This is a genomic window from Flavobacterium gyeonganense, from assembly GCF_029625295.1.
GTDB lineage: Bacteria > Bacteroidota > Bacteroidia > Flavobacteriales > Flavobacteriaceae > Flavobacterium > Flavobacterium gyeonganense.
This window is the reverse complement of sequence record NZ_CP121112.1, coordinates 3,778,808-3,799,335: the sequence shown is the minus strand read 5'-3', so window position 1 is coordinate 3,799,335 and position 20,528 is coordinate 3,778,808. Positions and strand designations below refer to the sequence as shown.

Genomic DNA, 20,528 nt, shown 5'->3' with positions numbered 1-20,528 from the left:
ATTTTTTATAGTTTTCTAAAATAAATGGCAGCTCCCGGGCTGCCATTTGTTATTTTATTTCTTTTTCTTTCTGAAAAAAGTAGGTATAAATCCACGTAATTGTAAAAGACGGAATCACATCGGTAAACGGAAGTATTTCTTCTACAAAAGTCAAAATACTTGCCACCCGCCCTACTCTGCCTTTGTACATTCTTGACATGATAAAGGCTGCAATTGGTGCCCAGACTACATCGGAGAACTCGCCTAAAAACGGAATACTGAATGAAATCATCCCAATGCCGTCTAAAAGTAATCCGATCAATAGTTTCGAAATTCTATTATCCTCTGCAACATTCAGGTTCTGCATGATACTGTTATTTAGTTGTAATCAAAATTAAAAATAATTCGTTCAGCGAAATTATTTCATCATTCAAATTAATTTCTAAATTCCCATATCAATAAACATACCGCTAAAATTTATACTCATAAAATTCTGTTACACCCATTTATATATCGGCAGAATCTTTGTTTCTTTGTAAAAACAGTTTCCAGATGATACACGCAAAAAATATACATAAATTCTATGATAAGCTCGAAGTTTTAAAAGGCGTTGATTTACATATTCAAAAAGGAGAAATTGTTTCAATTGTTGGGGCTTCCGGTGCCGGAAAAACCACGTTATTGCATATTTTAGGCACTTTAGACAAACCCGAAAAATCAAATTCAGGAACTTCTCTTACCATAAACGGAGAAAACATTTTAGGACTGAATGACAAAGCTTTGTCAAAATTCAGGAATCTGAATTTAGGTTTTATTTTTCAGTTTCATCAGCTTTTACCAGAATTCACTGCTCTTGAAAATGTATGTATTCCTGCCTACATTGCAGGCAAAAAGCCTTCTGAAACAGAAGCAGATGCTAAAAAACTACTGGATTACTTAGGACTATCTCACAGAATTAATCATAAACCAAACGAACTCTCTGGCGGAGAACAGCAACGCATAGCAGTAGCAAGAGCTTTGATCAATAAACCCGATGTGATTTTTGCCGATGAACCTTCAGGAAATCTTGACACCCATTCTGCTGAAAATTTACATCAGTTATTTTTTAAGCTTAGGGATGAATTTGGACAAACATTTGTAATTGTGACTCATAACGAAGAACTGGCAAACATGGCCGACAGAAAATTGATAATGTCAGACGGGCAAATTATATCTTAAGATGCTTTTAATTTTTTTAAGTTGGATTTACATTCTTTTCTCCACTATAAATTTTGGGTTTATATTTGATAAAATCATCGGTACAAAAAACAATAATTTTGTAGTAACTTCAGTATTAGGTCTTTTTTTTACCACAATCTTAGCCAGTATTTGGGCGATTTTCGGAAGAATAAACATTGAATTTCACCTTGTTTTATTGTTCTTCAACATGCTGTTGGTACTTAAATACAAGTTCTCAATTTTAAATATTTACAAACAATTTTTACTTGATTTTAAAAAACTAGAAAAAGTTTTAAAATTAATTCTGATCTTAATTACTCTTTTAATTATAGCACAATGTAGTACTGCTCCTTTTGTAATTGACAACGAATCTTATTACATTCAAACCATAAAATGGCTTAACGAATATGGTTTTGTAAAAGGAATTGCAAATTTGCATATTTACCTGGGCCAAACAAGTGGCTGGCATATTACACAGAGTATTTTTAATTTTTCGTTTTTATATAAAAACTTCAATGATTTAAGCGGTTTTTGTTTGTTTTTAGGCAGCATTTTTTCTGTTCAAAAACTAAACGAATTTTATCAAAATAAAAAAACCAACTACCTTATTATTGGATTACTTCCTTTATTTAATGTTTTTCTTTTTCAGTTTATCAGTGCTCCTTCACCGGATATTCCTGTTTACGTATTTTCGTTTGTGCTTTTCTTTTATTTTTTAGATAATTTCAAAAAAACCACTACGGAATCTTTTTATCTTATTGTCATTTTAGTTCTTTTTTTAATTTACATTAAGAACACAACCATTGCTTTTGCAATAATTCCGATTATCTTATTTCTGCTGCACTTTAAGTTATTATCAAAAAAACTTATAAAGCCTGTTTTATTGTCGGTGATACTATTGTCGCTGTATATTATAAAGAACATGATTATTTGTGGAGGCCCGGTTTTCCCATCAAAACTATTTAGTAGTTTAGAAACCAGCTATGCGATTCCTAATGCGATTGGAAGTGCTTACTATGATAGTATCAAACATTATGGATATTTTGTAAACGAATTCCAATACAATACTATGTCTGTTAAGGATTTGTTTTTAAAGTGGCTTTTTCTTCCAAAACTTAATGGTTTATTTGATAAAACTATTGTTACTATCATGTTAATTACACCTTTTTTAATTTATAAATTTCAGAATAAAAAAAGCCTTTGGATTCTTTATTTCGTAATGCTTTTTCAAATGTTTTTGCTTTTCGTTACTTCTCCTCAGTATCGTTTTTTCATGAACTTTGTCATGTTTTTTCTCTTTTTTTGCTGACTTGTTTCATACAAAACAAAAAAGCAATTTATTCTTTACTGCTATTATCTTTAATCCCCACTTTTATTGTTTTGTTTTTTCCTTTAAATCTAAATCAATTTGCGAATCATAAATTCATGCTGAAAATTAGCAATTTTTCAATTGACAACCTTATTTTTCCTCATAAAAACACCAAAAGCGACACTGATTTTGAAACCATCCGTTTAGGAAATTTAATCTACAATTCACCTGTTGAAAACGATATTTTCTGGTCAAACGGGGACGGTGATTTGCCTTGTGTCAATAAGGATCAGATTGAGTATTATAAAAAATATTATGAAACTATTCCTCAAATGCGTACGAACGATTTAAAAGATGGGTTTTATCCAAAAAAAGTACAAAACGATGAATAAGACTGAACTAAAGGAATTTCTTGACGAAAAAGTCAATCAATACAACAACTTCGATTTTATTGAAAGCGACCCAGTACAAATTCCGCATTTATTTTCGCAGAAAGAAGATATTGAAATTGCTGGCTTTTTAAGTGCCAGCATCGCATGGGGGAACCGTAAAATGATTATTAAAAATTCACATAAAATGATGGAATTGATGGGCAATACACCATATGATTTTGTCATGTCACATTCTGATTCAGATTTGCAACGATTAGAAAATTTTGTCCACCGTACTTTTAACGGGAAAGATTTTGCAGGTTTTATTAAAGGATTACAGCATATTTATAAAAATCATAATGGCTTAGAAACTGTTTTTGCTAAACATCAGGAAAAGGACAGCTTGCAGAAGAGTATTCATGAATTCAAAAAAACATTCTTTGAAACCGATCATTTGCCCCGTACCCAGAAACATATTTCGGATCCGCTAAATAATTCTGCTGCAAAACGCATCAACATGTACCTGAGATGGATGGTACGCCAGGACACAAAAGGAGTTGATTTAGGTATCTGGAAAACTATTACCCCATCGGCCCTCTCCTGTCCTCTTGACGTTCATTCCGGAAATGTGGCGCGTAAGTTAGGACTTCTTTTGCGCAAGCAGAATGATGGAAAAGCACTAGCTGAATTAGATAAGAGATTACGTGAATTAGACCCAACTGATCCGGTAAAATATGATTTTGCATTATTCGGCTTAGGAGTTTTTGAAGGGTTTTAAAAATTTGATCAAAATCAATTTTGCAACTTTTTAAACCTTACATGTACTAAATTTTCTATTTTCATTTAATTACTAATTCCGAAAAAGGAAAGGTTTCGCTATTTTAAACATTTAAAATATTCGTTATCTTTATGTAATCTTCAATTAAACAGAATAGATTATTCGTTAAGTTTTATAGTAACACCAAACGACTTTTATTAAATGGAAGCATACCTAAAAGGATATTATATTTTTTTTAATCTATAAAGAACAAAGTAGGGAAATATGAAACGCCAAGGTTTTGATAATCCTGTAACAATCAAAGAAAAAGAAAACTTTATACAATATAAAATAAAACAAATGCAAACACACCATTTAAAATATTTATATCTCACCACGTCTTTAGTACTTATTTTTTGGCTATCCAGTTTTGCAGAAACGTATTTAAAAATAGCAAATGGTGTTACAATTCCAAACATGTGGCTTGAGATCGGATATAAATTAGCTAATGATTTTTTATCAGCCATCGCAGTGAGTTTAGTACTTTTGCCCTTATTCATAATCGTTGGATACATAAATAAAACGTTTGCCGTACGTTTTATGACTGTACTTTTTACCCTGGTTGGACTCATACAGTTTGCATTGGTAAAATACAGTTCTACGACACTTGTTAACCTTGGAGCCGACTTATTGGGCTATTCTTTTTCAGACATATACACAACTGTCACAGCATCAGAATCTCTTTCGTTTATGTTCTTTTTGCCTTTCTTTATAATTCCTCTGGTTTACCTGGGAATCAATTTTGCTTTTACCAGGTTAGGCAAAGGAAAGATAGTTTTAGCATCAACATTTGCATCATTGATTATAGCTGGAGTTATGAAACTATTTGTTTCCGGCCTGTCTGATTCTAAGTATGAAAACAAACTTGCCTTTATAACCAAAGATATCATCAGGTTTGAAAGAGATAAAAGTATAGCCGAAAACGTTCAAAGCATTAAATTCAAATCGGAATATCCGATGCTAAAATCATTTAAAGAGACTCCGGACGTTTTAGCACCTTATTTTACTATTACAAATGAAAAACCAAATATTGTTGTTATTGTAGTCGAAGGCCTGGGAGCCGAATTTATTGGCAAAAATGAATATGCAGGCTTTACACCTTATTTAGATTCAATGATCCCAAAATCATTGTATTGGGAAAATTTTTTAAGCAACGGAGGAAGGACTTTTGCTGTACTATCGTCATTATTGGGTTCATTGACTTACGGTCAAAAAGGTTTTTTAGAACTAAATCCGTATCCAAGACACCTTTCGCTGATAAACGTGTTAAAGGCAAACGGATATACCACATCTTTCTATTCAGGCGATAACGCTAATTTTGATAGAAAAATTAACTTTTTGGATCAAAACGGTATCGACAACACAATAGACAAAAGCAGCTATGGCCCTGAATATATTGAGACAAAAGCCAATTCAGGAGGTTTTTCATGGGGGTATCCTGACGCTGAAATTTTCAGAAAAGCACTTATCGAAACTAACAAAATGAAGGTTCCAAGACTGGATATCATACAAACCCTTACCAATCATGAACCTTTTGATTTTCCGGAAAAAAATGCATATCTGAAAAAAATTGACGGCATTATTGATGCGCATGAAAATTTAAAATCACAAAAAGATAATATTAGCTCTTATAAAGATATTTTTGCCTGTTTGAATTACACTGATAATTCCATTAAAAATTATATGGAAGCGTATGCAAAAAGACCTGATTATAAAAATACTATCTTTATAATTACAGGCGACCATCGTTTGATTCCTATTACACAAAAAGACAAATTATGCCGCTTTCATGTACCTTTGTATATATTTAGTCCAATGCTGAAAAAAACTGAATCGTTTAAGTCGGTTTCTTCACACTGGGATGTGACACCGAGTCTGGTTTCCTTTTTGTTTAATAATTACAAATTTAACAGACTGGATCAAACGGCCTGGATGGGAAAAGGTCTCGATACGGCAAAAGAATTCAGAAACACTCAGGGTATACCTTTAACGCGCAATAAAGGAACAATTGATGATTATGTGTATAAAGAATATTTGTACTCAAGTGGTGAATTGTACAAAATAAAAGACAATTTTGATATAGAAAGCATCAATGATGATGCCATTTTGAATAAGATCACCAGCGAATTCAATGCTTTTAAACAGCTGAATGCTTATTTGACACAAAAGGACAAAATTATTCCAAAATCTTTGAGTTTAAGCAAAGAACAGGGCGTCCATTTTACTAAAGATGAGCAAATAGAGATCGACAAACTAACCAAAGGATTAAATCCGGACCAGATGTTTTTCAAAGCTAGGGAATTAGCTTTCAATAAAAAGCACAAAACGGCGATTTTGTTATGTGATTATATTTTAAATGAATTACCCAATTATTCAGATGTACGAACTTTAAAAGGCCGGATATTTGGTTGGGACGGTGAATACAAAAAAGCAGAAAATGAGTTACTGATTGTCATCAAAAGAATGCCTTTGTATGATGATGCTTATTTAGCCCTGATGGATGTTTATTGGTGGTCTGATCAGAATAAAAAATCAATCGAAACAGGTAAATTAGCACTTTCAAACGGTGTAAAAAATCCCGAAATCAAAATAAAGATCGAAAGATCTCAAAAATCAATCAACAATTCAAATACCAAATAAGTAATGCGGACTCTTATAAAAATTGGACATAGAAATTTTCAAATCTATATTTTTATCATTATAACTTTATTTTCGGCATCGTTTCAGATGACTGGACAAGAAAAGATGTATAATGGCGACCCAGACGTTTCATTTGCAAAGGCCCGCGATTTCGCCTTTAATAATAACAGAAAACAGGCACAGGATACTTTATTGCATATCCTGACTAAATATCCCAATTATCATGATGTTCGTGAATTTTTAGCCTCAACTTATGCCTGGGATGGGGATTATAAAAAAGCAAGAACCGAATTTCAAAAAATTTTAGGAAAAGACCAACACAGAAAAACCACTTGGGTTGCTGCGATTAAAAATGAAATCTGGGGTCAGTTTCCTTTTCTTGCTCTAAAATTATCTAAAAAAGCTTTGAAAAAATTTCCAAATGACACTGAAATATTAGAGTTGCAGAAAAGTGCACAGGAAAGTACGATGATTCCAACCGCTACTGCCGGAGGGGTACAAACATTATCGAGCGATATCCCGAAGGATTCTATATCCAAAGAATCGGAATCGGAATTGAGAAAAAAGTACGAAACAATACGATTGGCGTCACTTCAGAAGTGAATATTTACTCTGATGTATTTGATCCTATGTTTTACAATGCTGTAAAATATGCACGCCAAACCAAATATGGAAGTATTATTGGGAGAGTAAACATCGACAGGAGACTTGGTGAGTACGGAACTCAATACGAGTTAGATTTATACCCTAAAATTGCCAAAGGAACGTATGCATATCTGAACTTTGGTGTATCAGACTCTTCATTATTCCCTGATTACAGATACGGTGCAGAAATTTATAAATCGCTGCCAAGAAGTTTTGAAATTTCGGCAGGGCTCAGAGGTTTACAATACGATACTACAACCATGATTTATACAGGTTCTGTAACCTGGTACAATGGAAATAATTATTGGTCTTTCCGTCCATATTTTACTCCGGGAGATAATGGTTTAAGCTCTTCAGGCACCTTAACATACCGAAAATATAGAAGTGATGCTGATAATTATTTCGGCATCAATATTGGCGCCGGAATTTCACCGGAACTCAATCAGAATTACTTTTTTGAAAATGATAACCGAATCGTAAACCTTCAATCGCAAAAACTGAATGTCTCTTATTATTTCTCGACCCATAACAAACAAAATGCCTGGGGCGCACAACTTGGAATCATTCATCAGGAAATTCCTTTTGATCAGGGAAATTATTTCTGGATTTCTACCCTTGCATTGTCCTGGGAAATCCGCTTCAGGTAATTGCTTTTGAAAATTAAAAGTGAATCATTTATACTTAAATCGTTTGAAGTCAATTTTGTAATAAGAAAGAGAAATCAAGGCTCATCTGGAGCTTCAATATCAATTCTAAAAAATGCAAATCAAACAACACATTATTTTTTACATTGTTGTTTTCTTATCTTTTCTAAACTGCAAAATTATGGCTCAAGACTCCTTACATTTAGCAAATACGAAAGGACAGGAAGTGATTATTGTTTCTTCTGATGAAAACACTCAAAAAGCTGCCGTACTCTTAAAAACCTATTTAGATCAGGCTTTTGATAATCCATTTTTAATTCAGAATGCTAAATCAGAAAATACTGAGAGTTCAAAAATAATTCTTGATGTTAATCAAGGAAGTTCTGGTAAAAACGATTCATTTATTATCAAAAGCGATGAAAAAAACATTTATCTAATTGGTTCCAGTGAAAAAACGTTACGATACGCCATTTATACCTTACTGGAAACGTGGGGTTTTAGAAAATACACTGCAAAAGACAGCTTTATTCCGAAGCTCACAGAAATAACTTTTCCAAAAAATTTCAACAAAACTTACAAACCTTCTTTTGAATACCGTGCTTTATTTTATCCTGATTGCTACGATGAAAATTTTAGGGAATGGCACAAACTGGATTGGCATATCGATGATTTTGGCATTTGGGGACACTCCTTTTATAAATTAATAAGTGCCAAAGAATATTTTAAAACAAATCCCGACTTTTTTGCTCTATACGAAGGCAGGAGAAATACCGAATCATTATGTATGACCAATGATACTGTACTAAAAATTGTTTCAAAAAAAATGACGGACATTATAAGTCAAAATCCTAATGCCCGCTTCTTTTCAATAAGCCAAAACGATGATGTGGTTTATTGTGAATGTGATAAATGCAAAGCTTTAAACGAAAAACATGGGGGACCGCAAGGATCATTATATCATTTCCTGAACAAAATTGCAGCACAATTCCCAAAAACGAACATTACAACTTTAGCTTATCTTCACACTTATCAGGCGCCAAAAAACATAAAAATTGAGCCTAATATATATACGATTTTTTGTCCAATAGAAATGAATCGCGGCAAACCTATCGAAGAAACAGCAGACAATAACAGTTTTGTAAATATTCTCAACAAATGGAATACTACAACTGACCACTTGTATTTATGGGACTACACGGTAGAGTTTACTAATTATCTTTCTCCGTTTCCGAACTTTCATACTTTTTCCAAAAACTATAAATTATACAAACAAAACAAGGTCAAAGGACTGTTTGTACAGGGCTATGCTGATATTGCCGGAGATTTATATGAATTACGACAATATCTTCTGGCAAAAATAATTTGGGATACTGATACTGATGCTGAAGCTGTCACGAATGATTTTATAAATGGATTTTATGACGATGCGGCACCATTTGTTAAAAAATACATTGATTTTCTTATTGAAAATCAGGAAAAAAGCAACCGCTATCTTGATATTTATACCAGCCCGATAGAAGGCCGGAACACATTCCTCTCCCCTGCAGCGATGGATCAGTACGATCAGTTAATAAGCCAGGCAGAAATGGTTTCAAAAAACAAACCTGTAATTGCAAAGAGAGTTTTAAAACTGAGACTGGCATTAGAATATGTGTATTTCGAACAGGCAAAATTCTACGGAAAAGAGCCCCACGGTATGTTTCAAAAAAATGGCGATTCATTTTTTGTTAAAGATCATCTGAAGAAGAGGGTTCAGAATTTTGTACAAAATTGTACTGATTTCGGAATTTATGAACTTAGTGAAGAGGGTTTAAGTCCTGAAGAATATAGTAATCAATGGAACTACATCGCTAAAAACAATGTTGTCGATCATGTAGGGGAAAACCTGAAATATGAATTTCTGACAAAACCCGAAGCTGAATTCAACCTAAAAAAAGAAAACGGAATACAAGACGGGATAAAAGGTTATAAAGATTTTAATCTGAACTGGACAGGCTGGTATGGCCAAAATGCCGAAATAATTATTAATTGCAATAATACAGATTTCAACTCGTTAGAATTTCAATGTCTGGAAGATCAGCGTCACTGGATTTTTCCACCCTCAAAAATTATCATAAAAGGATTCAAAAATCATAAATGGAAAACTTTAAAGGAGAAAAAAGAATCATATTTAACTGAAAATTATGATTTTACTGTAAAAAAATACAGTTTTAACAACATTAGTTTCCGTAATTTTGATAGAATCAAAGTCATTTTAGTCCCGGAACAAAAATTACCTGCATGGCGCGAAAGAAAAAACAAAAAACCCATGCTTATGATAGATGAAATAATACTTAAATAATAGCCCTAAAGATCACCCCATGCCAAAAAGGATATTTATTATTGAAGATGATAACATGACCATTCAAATATTAAAGTATATCTTTTCTATAATAGGGTACGAAGTTATAATTTCAAAAGACAGATTAGATGCTATTGAAAGAATTCCGGAAGAAAAGCCTGATTTAGTTATGACAGATATTTTAATGCCTATGAAATCAGGTCTTGAAGTTATAAAATTCATCAAAGACAACTTCACTAAAACACTTGTCATTGCTTTGTCTTCCCTGGGTGAAGAGTAAGCTACAGTTTTGGATGTTTTTAAATTAGGCGTTGACGATTTTATCGCTAAACCTTTTAGTCCTAACGAATTATTATTTCGGGTAAAAAGATATTTAAAATAACATTTTACCACAAAAGACATCACTAACTCAAGATGTTTTTCGTATTTCTCTGTTTCAAAGAGGATTTAATGCTATCTTTGCAAAAAATTAATGCAAATGAGTACTTTCGAAAAATTCAATCTTCCAAAATCATTACAAAAAGCTGTTGACGAATTAGGATTTGTTACACCTACTCCTATTCAGGAAAAATCTTTTTCTGTAATTATGTCCGGCCGAGATATGATGGGAATTGCACAAACCGGAACCGGTAAAACATTTGCTTATTTACTGCCTCTTTTAAAATTATATAAATTCACCAATACCAATACGCCAAAAATCGTAATTCTGGTACCAACCCGCGAATTAGTAGTACAGGTTGTGGAAGAAGTTGAAAAGTTAACCACTTATATGTCCGTTAAAACTCTGGGAATTTATGGTGGCGTAAACATAAACACTCAAAAAAAGCAGTTTACGAAGGTGTTGACATTTTAGTGGGAACTCCGGGTCGTACCATGGATTTAGCGCTTGATGCTGTTGTTCGTTTTGATGAAACACAAAAACTGGTTATCGATGAATTTGATGAAATGCTGAATTTAGGCTTCAGACCACAGCTTACTTCGCTTTTAGCTATGATGAAAACAAAACGTCAGAATATTTTGTTCTCTGCAACGATGACAGATGAAGTTGACGATATTTTAAATGATTATTTTGATTTTCCGGAAGAAGTTACTCTTGCTGCTTCAGGAACGCCGCTTGAAAAAATTACCCAGATTACCTATAACGTTCCGAATTTCAATACAAAAGTAAATTTGTTAAAACATTTATTGGAGACTGACGAAAGCATGAGCCGTATTTTGGTTTTCGTAAACAACAAAAAAATTTCGGATATGCTTTTCAATCGAATTGATGAGCTTTTTGCAGGGAAATTTGGTGTAATTCATTCTAATAAATCCCAAAATTACCGTTTGAGTACGATGGCCGAATTTCAGGAGGGAAATCTTCGTGGTTTAATAACAACCGACGTTATGGCAAGGGGTCTTGACATTTCTAACATCACACACGTAATTAATTTCGAAATGCCTGAAGAACCTGAACTGTATATGCACCGAATTGGCCGTACAGGTCGTGCAGATGCAACGGGAACAGCCATTAGTTTTGTTTCTCCAAGAGAAGAAGAATTTAAAATCGAAACTGAACTTTTGATGGATCAGGAACTTGAAATCACTGATTTGCCTGAAGAAGTTGAAATTTCAGCCAAACTAATCGAACCTGAAAAAGACAAACAACCGATTAAGTTTTTGATGAAAAAAGTAAAGCTGGAAGGAGAAGGTGCTTTTCACGAAAAATCTAAAAAGAATCAAAAAGTCAATTTGGGCGGACCTTCAAAAACAAAAAAGAAAACACATGGTTCTGTTAACAGAAATATGCTAAAGACGAGAAATGAGAAGAAGAAGAAAAAATAGCAACAGGTAGTAAATCCCAATAAAAAAAATCCAAATTCCAATTGACTTTTAAAATTGGAATTTGGATTTTTTATTTTTTGGAATTTGATATACTATATTTTAGTAAAAACCAGTCCAACAGGTGAACATAACTCAATTTTCTTCCCTGTACCAGTAAGCTTTCCGGTAATTTTATCTCTTTTGAAAATAATAATATCATTGGTGTATTGATGTCCTGCTAAAAGAAAATTTCCAGATGGATCAATCGCAAAATCCCTTGGGCCTTTTCCCTGTGTGCTTACTTGTTCTACTTTAGTGATACTACCGTCTTTAAGAATGTTATAAACCGTAATCATATTTACATCACCGCGATCTGAAACGTATAAAAATTTACCATCAGGTGAAATTTTGATGGCAGCAGAGCTGTTTGCCCCTTTGAAATCTTTCGGAATAATATTGGTTGATTTTAAAAGTTTTAAACTGCCGCTTTTGTCATAAGAAAACGTAGTCAGGGTTCCGTCCAATTCCTGCAGCAAATACACAAACTTTCCATCTTTGCTAAAAGTCAAATGTCTTGGTCCGCTTCCTGCTTTTACATTTACACTTTCTTTTAATTTTAAAATTTCATGTGCGGCACCAGAATTATATTTATAGATAAAAACTTTATCTAAACCTAAATCACTGGCTAAAACAAACTTTTTATCAGGAGAAAAAGCAACCATATGCATATGCGCTTTTTCCTGACGTGCTTCATTCGGGCCTTTACCCTCGTGCTGAATGAGCTGTTGCCCTTCTGTAATACTTCCGTCAGCATTTTTCTTAAATACGGCAATATTTCCACCCGAATAATTAGCAGTAATTACATTTTTGCTGTCATTAATCAAATGACAGGGATCTGCACCCAAAGCATCGTTCTTATTTATTAATTTTATTGTACCGGATTTAGAATCATAACTAAAAGCACTTACTGCACTTTGTTTTCCGTTTTCATTTACAGCATAAACAAACTTATTATCTGCCGAAACCGATAAATAACTCGGACTTACAACACCCTCCGAAGATTTTTTTAATTTAAAATCTCCTGAATTAGCATCAAACTCATAAATATAAATTCCTTTGCTTTCGCAGGTATTGGTATAAGTTCCTACCAACAAGTTAAACTTATTTTGAGCTTTTGAAGTGGTGACTACTAAAGCTGAAAATAGTATTAAATACATTTTTTTCATATTGTAAAGTGGTTTTTTGAATTAGCTAAAATAAGTAATAATATCTTTTAGCACAGGTTTTTCACTTATAAATGAATTTTAAAAAGTTATATTATTCAAATATCTTTTTAAATAAAAATCCTGCTTTGACCGCTTTTAACTCTCAACAAATTTGTATTTTTGGCAGGCACATTCGCGAAAATATAATGTAGTGAAATAAATCAAAGCCTGAATGCATTTTAAACACCCCGAAATTCTATACTTTCTGTTCTTATTGATTGTTCCAATTTTGGTTCATTTATTTCAATTACGACGTTTTAAAACCTCATATTTCACAAACGTCCGCTTTTTAAAAGAACTTGCGGTTCAAACCCGTAAAAGCTCGAAAATCAAAAAGCGTTTATTGCTGGCCACCCGTTTATTACTCCTTACATGTGTTATTATCGCTTTTGCCCAGCCTTTTTTTGAAGCGAAAGACCGTAAAAATGCTTCAAACGAAATGTACATTGTCCTGGATAATTCATTCAGTATGCAGGCTAAAGGAAAAAAAGGCGAATTATTAAAACGTGCTGTTCAGGAACTGTTGGAAAACACACCAGAAACTACTAAATTTTCATTACTGACCAACACTGAAAATTTATGGAACACAGATATTAAATCGGCTAAAAGTGCGCTCCAGAATTTAAAATACAGTGCTACTCCATTTGAACTTTCAGCCATAACTGCAAAAATAAAAGCACACAAATCCATCCATAAAAAGGATATTGTTATTATCACTGATGCTGTTGGTTTATCCGAAAAAGAGGTAAAAAATATGGATTTCGAAGAAAAACCTTATTTTATCATTCCGGAAGCAGAACAAAAAAACAACATTTCTATTGACAGCGTTTTTATCAATCAGACTTTAGAAAATTTCTACGAAATAGGAATCAATTTATCGGCATACGGTGAGGATTTTAAACCTGTTTCGATAGCATTGTACAATCAGAAAAAGCTAATTGCCAAAACAATTATTAACTTTGATTCGAAGAAAAAGAAGGTCAATTTCACCATTCCAAAAGAAGCTTTTCATGGTTATGTGACAATCGAAGACAACGGTCTTTCTTATGACAATACACTTTTTTTCAGCATTTCAAGAGCTAAAAAAACAAATGTGATTAGTATTGGAGAACCGGAAAAAAGCAATTTCTTATCCAGAATTTACACTCCTGCAGAATTCAATTACAACAATTACCCAACCACCTCTTTAGATTACAATAGCTTAGAAAAACAAAACACTATAATCCTGAATGAATTAACCGAAATTCCGCAGGCTTTACAGACGACTTTAAAAGCTTTTGTTTCAAAAGGCGGTAATCTGGTTATTATTCCGTCTGAAAAAAGTTCCGTTTCAAATCTAAATACTTTTTTAGGGAATTTTGGAAAAATTCAATTTAACACTCTAAAAACAGAAAATAAACTGATAACAAAAATCAATTTTGACCATCCGTTGTTTTCAGGTGTTTTTGAGAATAAAATCACGAATTTCCAATATCCAAAAACCAATTCTTCTTTTGATATTTCCAGTCCATATCCGGCTGTTTTATCTTATGAAGATCAAAGTCCTTTTGTGACCATGATCCAAAATCCGGTTGCAGGGATTACGGTTTTTTCAGCACCAATAAACAGCACCAATTCTAACTTCCAGCAATCTCCGCTAATTGTGCCTTTATTTTATAAAATAGGGCAAAACAATCAAAAAACAGGCGTAAATGCTTTGACTATTGGCAATAATCAGCCTTATTTTGTAGATGTTTTATTGAGCAAAGATGCGATTTTAGAAGTGAAAGGAAAGGAAGATTCATTTATTCCGATTCATCAGATCCTGAACAATAAGGTCAAATTAACTTTCAATGATTTCCCGGACACAGCTGGAAATTACAGTATTTACGATAAAAAAGAATCAGTCGAAAACCTGAGTTTCAATTACAACCGAAGCGAAAGCGATTTGAATCAGGTAAATACAAACGTAGTTTCAGATTTCAAAACTGCCGATACGATTTCAACCATTTTTAATACACTACAAACAGAAAGAACTGACAGCCAAATTTGGAAATGGTTTGTTATCTTTGCACTGTTATTTTTAGCATTGGAAATGGCCATTATTAAATTTGTAAAATAGATTGCACGATTTCTAAAACGTCTTGTTTTTACAAAAAATCATTTTACGACAAAAAAAATCTACATATGAAAATAATCATCAGAAGCGCCAAAATTATCGATCCAAAAAGTCCGTTTCACAATCAGACAGTTGATCTTTTAATTGCAGATGGTTTAATAGAAAAAATAGGAACTTCCATTCTTGACATTGACGACTCAACCGAAGTTAAGCTGGAAAATTTACATCTTTCTCAAGGCTGGTTTGACAGTAGTGTTTCTTTTGCAGAACCAGGCTATGAAGAAAGGGAAACGATTTCAAACGGACTGAATGTAGCTGCAAAAAGCGGATTTACAGCCATTGCTTTACAACCAAACTCCTATCCTGTAATTGATAATCAATCGCAGGTAAATTTTGTAAAAAACAAAGCAAATGGTTTTGCTACAGAATTATTTCCTATTGCTGCCTTGACCAAAGCCAGCGAAGGAAAAGACATGGCAGAATTGTTTGACATGAAAAAATCCGGAGCCATCGCTTTTGGAGATTACAATAAAAGTCTGGACAACGCCAATCTGCTTAAAATCGCCCTACAATATGTGCAGGATTTTGATGGTTTGGTAATTGCCTATTCGCAGGATGCCAACATCAAAGGAAACGGAGTGGCAAATGAAGGGATTGTTTCAACAAGATTAGGTTTGAAAGGAATTCCGAATTTAGCCGAAGAATTACAAATTGCCCGAAACTTATTTTTATTGGAATATACTGGAGGAAAACTTCACATTCCAACTATTTCCACAGGGAAATCAGTCGAATTAATTAAAGAAGCTAAAGCAAAAGGCTTACAGGTAACGTGCAGTGTTTCTGTACATCATTTAGTATTGACAGATGAAAAACTGGAAGGTTTTGATACCCGCTTTAAAGTTACACCTCCACTACGAAACGAAGCTGACAGAACAGCTCTTTTAAATGCAGTATTAGACGGAACAATCGACATGATTACTTCAGATCATAACCCAATTGATATTGAATTCAAAAAAATGGAATTTGATACGGCAAAAAACGGAACGATAGGTCTGGAAAGCACTTTTGGAGCATTATTAACGGTTTTGCCAATTGAAACCGTGGTAGCAAAATTAACTTCAGGAAGAGACGTTTTCGGTTTAGAAAACAACATCATAAAAGAAGGAGCAAAAGCTAATTTCACATTCTTTACTCCGGAAGGAAGGTCAACTTTTACAAAAGAAAATATTCTTTCAAAATCTAAAAATTCTGCTTTTTTAGGAACTGAAATCAATGGTTCTGTATACGGAATTTTAAATCAAAATCAACTTGTCATTACAAAATAATAAAATGAATAACTCAGTAGAAGAAGGAAAATCAATTGCCATTACCAGCTATATTCTGATTATTGGTGTCCTGATTGCCATGAGCATGAATTCGGAAAACAAAAACAGTTTTGCTTCTTTTCATATCCGTCAGGCTTTAGGGCTATCGATTACTTTCATTTCCCTGGCCTTAATTATTAGCCCTTTTGACAGTTTTCTGATTACGTTTCCAATGTGGATCTGCATGTCTGTTTTGTGGACTTATGGAATTTTTAGTGCCATACAAGGACAGACAAGACCCGTGCCTTTAGTTGGCGGTTTATATCAGAAATGGTTTAAATCAATAGGCTAAAAGAAATTCCAATAACTTTGTAAAAGTTTAATTTTTATAAAACAGCATAAATTTTACAATTCACAATTAGAAATGAATTTATCTTTAGAATATAAAATACAAGAGCCAAAAGTAATTTTAGATAAAAATCCGTTGTTGCTTTTATTACACGGATACGGCAGCAACGAAGCCGATTTGTTTTCGTTTGCTACAGAACTTCCGGATAATTATTATGTAATTTCTGCAAGAGCACCTTTCGATTTACAATATGGAGCTTATGCTTGGTACGCCATTAATTTTGACGCAGACCAAAATAAATTTTCAGACAACGAGCAGGCTAAAACTTCACGTGATATAATCGCTGGTTTTATTGATGAATTGATCGAAAACTATCCAATTGATGCTAATAATGTAACTTTAATCGGCTTTAGCCAGGGTTCTATTTTAAGTTATGCTACGGCACTATCCTATCCTGAAAAAATTCAGCGGGTTGTGGCAATGAGCGGCTATTTTAATGAAGAAATCATAAAAGAAGGTTTTGAAAATAATAATTTCAAAAACCTCAAAATATTCGCCTCACACGGAACTGTAGATCAGGTTATTCCAATTGAATGGGCGAGAAAAACACCTGCTGTTTTAGAAAAATTAAATATTCCTGTTACTTATAAGGAATATCCGGTTGGTCATGGTGTTGCGCCTCAGAATTTCTTTGATTTTAAGAATTGGCTGGCCGGATAGTTCAAATTACCTTACATAAAAAATCCGATACAACAACTTGTATCGGATTTTGTTAATTATAAAATAGGATTTAAAAATCCTATTTTTGATATAACCAGGTTTGATTTACTTCAAAACTTATATTTTCCTTATCGTCAACAAAGTATTTCAATAATACCTCTCCCCATAATTCACCATTACTGTAATCAGCAATAATCCACCTGTGATTTAATATTTTTACTTTGTTGATAATAAATTTATTAGGCCCAATTTTATCTTGTCCTGTGTAAGGATTTCCGTTTGGATTAGCATTTAAATCCAATAATTTTTCAGTCACTGCCGGAATCAGCTTTTCATATAAAATTACCTTTCCGCCAGAAGCGCTGTTATCAAAATAATTTTGAGCATTTTCATTGTTTTCCAACGAAAAATAGTTGGATTCAGCCAGTTTTGTAGAAACCAGATTGATGCTGTCTCTAAGCTTTTTAGTCGTTTTATCATATCTCTCCTTTTCAAACTTTACTTCTCTGCTGTAAAACATATAAGTAAAAATATTCATTAGAATTGCTAATAAAAAAAGATAAAGCATTAAGGATTTCTTCATTTTGTAGGTATAATTAAATTGTAATTTCTAAGTTATCATAAGCGAGGAAAACATTTTCAGGAAGCTGTTTCTGAACTTCTTCATGAAATCCTAAAACATGGCTAATGTGTGTTAAATAAGCCTTTTCAGGTTTTACTAAGTTGATAAAATCAAGTGCTTCCTGTAAATTAAAATGCGTGTCATGAGGTTCTACGCGAAGTGCATTCACAACCAGGACTTTCAGGTTTTTTAATTTTTCAGTTTCTGTTTTGTCAATGGTTTTTACATCTGTTAAATAAGCAAAATCATCGATTCTGTACCCAAAAACCTGCAAGTCACCATGCATAACATTTATCGGGACAGCCATCTTATCTCCAATAGCAAAAGGCCTGTTATTGATTACTTCAATAGTTTTTACACTTGGTGCGCCGGGATATTTATTGACTGTTTCAAAAACATAATCAAAACGCTTTTTTAAATTATCAATCACTCGCTTGTGGGCATAAACGGGAATTTCTCCCTGCCTGAAATTATAAGGACGAATATCATCTAAACCGGCCGTATGATCAGCATGCTCATGTGTGAATAAAATGGCATCAAGTTTTCGACAGCCGCAGGAAAGCATTTGCTGCCTGAAATCAGGTCCACAATCTACAACATAAGAATGCTCGCCCCATGTGATCCAAATCGACACACGAAGTCTTTTATCCTTAGCGTCTAAACTCTTGCAAACAGGGTGATCAATCCCAATGATGGGAATACCTTGAGAAGTACCGGTACCTAAAAAATAAATCTTCAATTGAACTTTTTTTTACAAAAATAGGGATTATTTCTCTTTCATTAGAACGCTAATTTACTAACTTTGTAACAAATCTATTCAAAATAAAATGGGCACAGAAATAAAACTCAAAGGTGACAAGGTCATCGCTCAGATTCCTTCTATAAAAGACAAAGCATTACGCATTAATTTAAATGAAAATATTTACGGAACTTTTGCAGAAATTGGTGCCGGACAGGAAACTGTAAGACATTTTTTCAGATCCGGAGGTTCATCAGGAACAATTGCAAAAGCAATGTCTGCCTATGATAAAGATTTTAGTGACGCAGTTTATGGTACAGAAAGCGATGGACGATATGTTACCGAAAACCGACTAAAAAAAATGTTAACCTTTGAAGGGGAACTAATTGAAGAGCGTTTAAGCCGTGAAAAGCATCCAAATAAACTTTTTTTAGCTACGCGAATACTGTTGCCACGATAGATTTTGCCAAACAGTTTAAAGGCCACGGATGGGTCGGAATCCGATACCAGATAGAACCTGATGAAGCTTATAACGAAATTATTCTGCACATCCGTTTTAAAGAAACCGATGCCCGATTACAACAGGAAACATTAGGAATTTTAGGCGTTAACCTGATTTATGGTGCTTTTTACACCTATAATGATCCTAAAAAATTACTTAGGCATTTATACGATCATTTAGATAAAGATCAGTTAGAGATCGATACGATTAATTTCTCAGGACCTCGTTTTGCCGATGTTGACAATCGTCTGATGAGCTTGCAGCTGGTTAAAAACGGCATGACTGATGCTGTAATGTTCAATCCGGAAGGAAAAAATATTTTACCTGCAGCTATTTTATACAAAAAAACCTTCTTGCCTTCAGAGGAAGTTTCCGCCCTGTTACCAATGTAAATGTGGACATGTACAGGAAATCTTTAAAAATGTTTCTGGAAGAAAATAAGGTTGAAAAAGAAAATACTTTAGTAGTTTTTGAAATTACGCTTTCAAATTTACGTTCAGACGGAGAAATCGATGAACGTGATTTTATGGACAGGGCTGAATTGCTTTGCTCATTAGGACAAACCGTTATGATTTCTAACTTCCAGGAATATTATAAAGTGGTTGAATACTTCTCTAACTACACCAAAGCCCGTATGGGACTTGCAATGGGTGTAAATAATCTGGTTGACATTTTTGACGAGAAATATTACCGCCATTTAAGTGGAGGAATTCTTGAAGCCTTTGGAAAATTATTCTATCGCGATATGAAAGTATTTTTATATCCGATGCTGGGCGAAAATGGCGAAATTATTACTTCTGAAAACCTGAAAGTACATCCAAGAATGAAAGAATTGTACAAATTCTTTAAATTCAACGGAAAAGTAGTTGATATTGTTGACTACAATCCTGATATTCTAAATGTATTCTCCCGTGAAGTATTAAAAATGATTGGTCAGGGAAAACCTGGCTGGGAACCAATGCTTCCATCCGGAGTTGCCGAAATTATAAAAGAACATCATCTTTTTGGTTATCATCCGGAAAAACAATTAGAACAGAATTAAATTTACTTTATTCAAAATCATAAAAGTCCAAAAAAGAAATGATTCTTTTTTGGACTTTTTTTAGTAAAATTTATTTCAATTTACAGCGTTTTAATTGTAATTTAATTTTAGTATTTTTAA

General features: G+C 33.3%; 17 protein-coding genes and 2 pseudogenes. 15 read left to right on the top strand and 4 right to left on the bottom strand.

The features are described from left to right. Positions 1–49: 49 nt before the first annotated feature. Positions 50–346: a hypothetical protein gene (locus P5P89_RS16285; protein ID WP_278009274.1), complete on the bottom strand. Its 297-nt coding sequence runs from the start codon at positions 344–346 to the stop codon at positions 50–52. Between the two features lie 185 nt (positions 347–531). Between P5P89_RS16285 and P5P89_RS16280 the strand changes: the two genes are divergently transcribed. The 10 genes and pseudogenes from P5P89_RS16280 (at position 532) to P5P89_RS16235 (ending at position 11,788) form a co-directional block, all read left to right on the top strand. Further along, positions 532–1,197, top strand: a complete 666-nt coding sequence (locus P5P89_RS16280) for an ABC transporter ATP-binding protein (RefSeq protein WP_278009273.1) — start codon at positions 532–534, stop codon at positions 1,195–1,197. A 1-nt stretch (position 1,198) separates the two neighbouring features. Then, positions 1,199–2,506: an LIC_10190 family membrane protein gene (locus P5P89_RS16275; protein WP_278009272.1), complete on the top strand. Its 1,308-nt coding sequence runs from the start codon at positions 1,199–1,201 to the stop codon at positions 2,504–2,506. 116 nt (positions 2,507–2,622) lie between these two features. Further along, positions 2,623–2,898 carry a hypothetical protein gene (locus P5P89_RS16270; RefSeq protein ID WP_278009271.1) on the top strand — a complete coding sequence of 92 codons (276 nt, stop codon included), beginning with the start codon at positions 2,623–2,625 and terminating at the stop codon, positions 2,896–2,898. Then, positions 2,891–3,655 (top strand): TIGR02757 family protein, encoded by a 765-nt coding sequence (locus P5P89_RS16265; RefSeq protein ID WP_278009270.1) that lies wholly within the window; start codon positions 2,891–2,893, stop codon positions 3,653–3,655. Before P5P89_RS16270 ends, P5P89_RS16265 begins: the two co-directional genes overlap by 8 nt. Positions 3,656–3,919: 264 nt before the next feature. Continuing rightward, positions 3,920–6,334 carry an alkaline phosphatase family protein gene (locus P5P89_RS16260; protein ID WP_278009269.1) on the top strand — a complete coding sequence of 805 codons (2,415 nt, stop codon included), beginning with the start codon at positions 3,920–3,922 and terminating at the stop codon, positions 6,332–6,334. A gap of 87 nt (positions 6,335–6,421) precedes the next feature. Next, positions 6,422–6,937, top strand: coding sequence for a tetratricopeptide repeat protein (locus P5P89_RS16255; protein WP_278009268.1), 516 nt, complete (start codon positions 6,422–6,424; stop codon positions 6,935–6,937). After that, positions 6,934–7,626 carry a YaiO family outer membrane beta-barrel protein gene (locus tag P5P89_RS16250; RefSeq protein WP_278009267.1) on the top strand — a complete coding sequence of 231 codons (693 nt, stop codon included), beginning with the start codon at positions 6,934–6,936 and terminating at the stop codon, positions 7,624–7,626. Before P5P89_RS16255 ends, P5P89_RS16250 begins: the two co-directional genes overlap by 4 nt. Before the next feature lie 178 nt (positions 7,627–7,804). After that, the gene (locus P5P89_RS16245; RefSeq protein WP_278009266.1) at positions 7,805–9,964 is read left to right on the top strand and encodes a DUF4838 domain-containing protein; all 2,160 of its coding nucleotides are present in this window, start codon (positions 7,805–7,807) and stop codon (positions 9,962–9,964) included. 19 nt (positions 9,965–9,983) lie between these two features. Continuing rightward, positions 9,984–10,244, top strand: coding sequence for a response regulator transcription factor (locus P5P89_RS16240; RefSeq protein ID WP_278009265.1), 261 nt, complete (start codon positions 9,984–9,986; stop codon positions 10,242–10,244). A gap of 198 nt (positions 10,245–10,442) precedes the next feature. Continuing rightward, positions 10,443–11,788, top strand: a pseudogene (locus P5P89_RS16235) (DEAD/DEAH box helicase). Between the two features lie 92 nt (positions 11,789–11,880). Here the strand turns inward: P5P89_RS16235 and P5P89_RS16230 are convergent. Continuing rightward, positions 11,881–12,993 (bottom strand): lactonase family protein, encoded by a 1,113-nt coding sequence (locus tag P5P89_RS16230; RefSeq protein ID WP_278009264.1) that lies wholly within the window; start codon positions 12,991–12,993, stop codon positions 11,881–11,883. Positions 12,994–13,204: 211 nt separating this feature from the next. Here P5P89_RS16230 and P5P89_RS16225 point away from each other — a divergent pair, with 211 nt between their 5' ends. The 4 genes from P5P89_RS16225 to P5P89_RS16210 all read left to right on the top strand — a co-directional run bounded on the left by P5P89_RS16225 (position 13,205) and on the right by P5P89_RS16210 (position 17,503). Then, complete coding sequence (locus P5P89_RS16225; protein ID WP_278009263.1) at positions 13,205–15,133, top strand: vWA domain-containing protein; 1,929 nt, start codon at positions 13,205–13,207, stop codon at positions 15,131–15,133. Between the two features lie 65 nt (positions 15,134–15,198). Further along, entirely contained in the window at positions 15,199–16,455 is a 1,257-nt protein-coding gene (locus P5P89_RS16220; protein WP_278009262.1) for a dihydroorotase, read from the top strand. 4 nt (positions 16,456–16,459) lie between these two features. Next, on the top strand, positions 16,460–16,786 hold the full coding sequence (locus tag P5P89_RS16215; RefSeq protein WP_278009261.1) for a hypothetical protein: 327 nt from the start codon (positions 16,460–16,462) through the stop codon (positions 16,784–16,786). Between the two features lie 72 nt (positions 16,787–16,858). Beyond that, positions 16,859–17,503, top strand: a complete 645-nt coding sequence (locus P5P89_RS16210) for an alpha/beta hydrolase (RefSeq protein WP_278009260.1) — start codon at positions 16,859–16,861, stop codon at positions 17,501–17,503. A gap of 79 nt (positions 17,504–17,582) precedes the next feature. Here the strand turns inward: P5P89_RS16210 and P5P89_RS16205 are convergent, their stop codons facing one another. Together P5P89_RS16205 and P5P89_RS16200 are read right to left on the bottom strand one after the other, a co-directional pair. Beyond that, positions 17,583–18,086, bottom strand: a complete 504-nt coding sequence (locus P5P89_RS16205; protein ID WP_278009259.1) for a hypothetical protein — start codon at positions 18,084–18,086, stop codon at positions 17,583–17,585. A 13-nt stretch (positions 18,087–18,099) separates the two neighbouring features. Continuing rightward, positions 18,100–18,864, bottom strand: a complete 765-nt coding sequence (locus P5P89_RS16200) for an MBL fold metallo-hydrolase (protein WP_278009258.1) — start codon at positions 18,862–18,864, stop codon at positions 18,100–18,102. An 88-nt stretch (positions 18,865–18,952) separates the two neighbouring features. Between P5P89_RS16200 and P5P89_RS16195 the strand changes: the two are divergent. Then, a pseudogene (locus P5P89_RS16195) lies at positions 18,953–20,408 on the top strand (TonB-dependent receptor). The last annotated feature ends 120 nt before the right edge of the window (positions 20,409–20,528 follow it).

Bases quoted from the DNA above. Each gene is read 5' to 3' on its own strand.
- P5P89_RS16255 (WP_278009268.1), top strand. From the start codon at position 6,422: ATGACTGGACAAGAAAAGATGTATAATGGCGACCCAGACGTTTCATTT.
- P5P89_RS16260 (WP_278009269.1), top strand. From the start codon at position 3,920: ATGAAACGCCAAGGTTTTGATAATCCTGTAACAATCAAAGAAAAAGAA.
- P5P89_RS16275 (WP_278009272.1), top strand. From the start codon at position 1,199: ATGCTTTTAATTTTTTTAAGTTGGATTTACATTCTTTTCTCCACTATA.
- P5P89_RS16205 (WP_278009259.1), bottom strand. From the start codon at position 18,086: ATGAAGAAATCCTTAATGCTTTATCTTTTTTTATTAGCAATTCTAATG.
- P5P89_RS16280 (WP_278009273.1), top strand. From the start codon at position 532: ATGATACACGCAAAAAATATACATAAATTCTATGATAAGCTCGAAGTT.
- P5P89_RS16245 (WP_278009266.1), top strand. From the start codon at position 7,805: ATGGCTCAAGACTCCTTACATTTAGCAAATACGAAAGGACAGGAAGTG.
- P5P89_RS16230 (WP_278009264.1), bottom strand. From the start codon at position 12,993: ATGAAAAAAATGTATTTAATACTATTTTCAGCTTTAGTAGTCACCACT.
- P5P89_RS16265 (WP_278009270.1), top strand. From the start codon at position 2,891: ATGAATAAGACTGAACTAAAGGAATTTCTTGACGAAAAAGTCAATCAA.
- P5P89_RS16240 (WP_278009265.1), top strand. From the start codon at position 9,984: ATGCCAAAAAGGATATTTATTATTGAAGATGATAACATGACCATTCAA.
- P5P89_RS16285 (WP_278009274.1), bottom strand. From the start codon at position 346: ATGCAGAACCTGAATGTTGCAGAGGATAATAGAATTTCGAAACTATTG.
- P5P89_RS16220 (WP_278009262.1), top strand. From the start codon at position 15,199: ATGAAAATAATCATCAGAAGCGCCAAAATTATCGATCCAAAAAGTCCG.
- P5P89_RS16270 (WP_278009271.1), top strand. From the start codon at position 2,623: ATGCTGAAAATTAGCAATTTTTCAATTGACAACCTTATTTTTCCTCAT.
- P5P89_RS16215 (WP_278009261.1), top strand. From the start codon at position 16,460: ATGAATAACTCAGTAGAAGAAGGAAAATCAATTGCCATTACCAGCTAT.
- P5P89_RS16225 (WP_278009263.1), top strand. From the start codon at position 13,205: ATGCATTTTAAACACCCCGAAATTCTATACTTTCTGTTCTTATTGATT.
- P5P89_RS16210 (WP_278009260.1), top strand. From the start codon at position 16,859: ATGAATTTATCTTTAGAATATAAAATACAAGAGCCAAAAGTAATTTTA.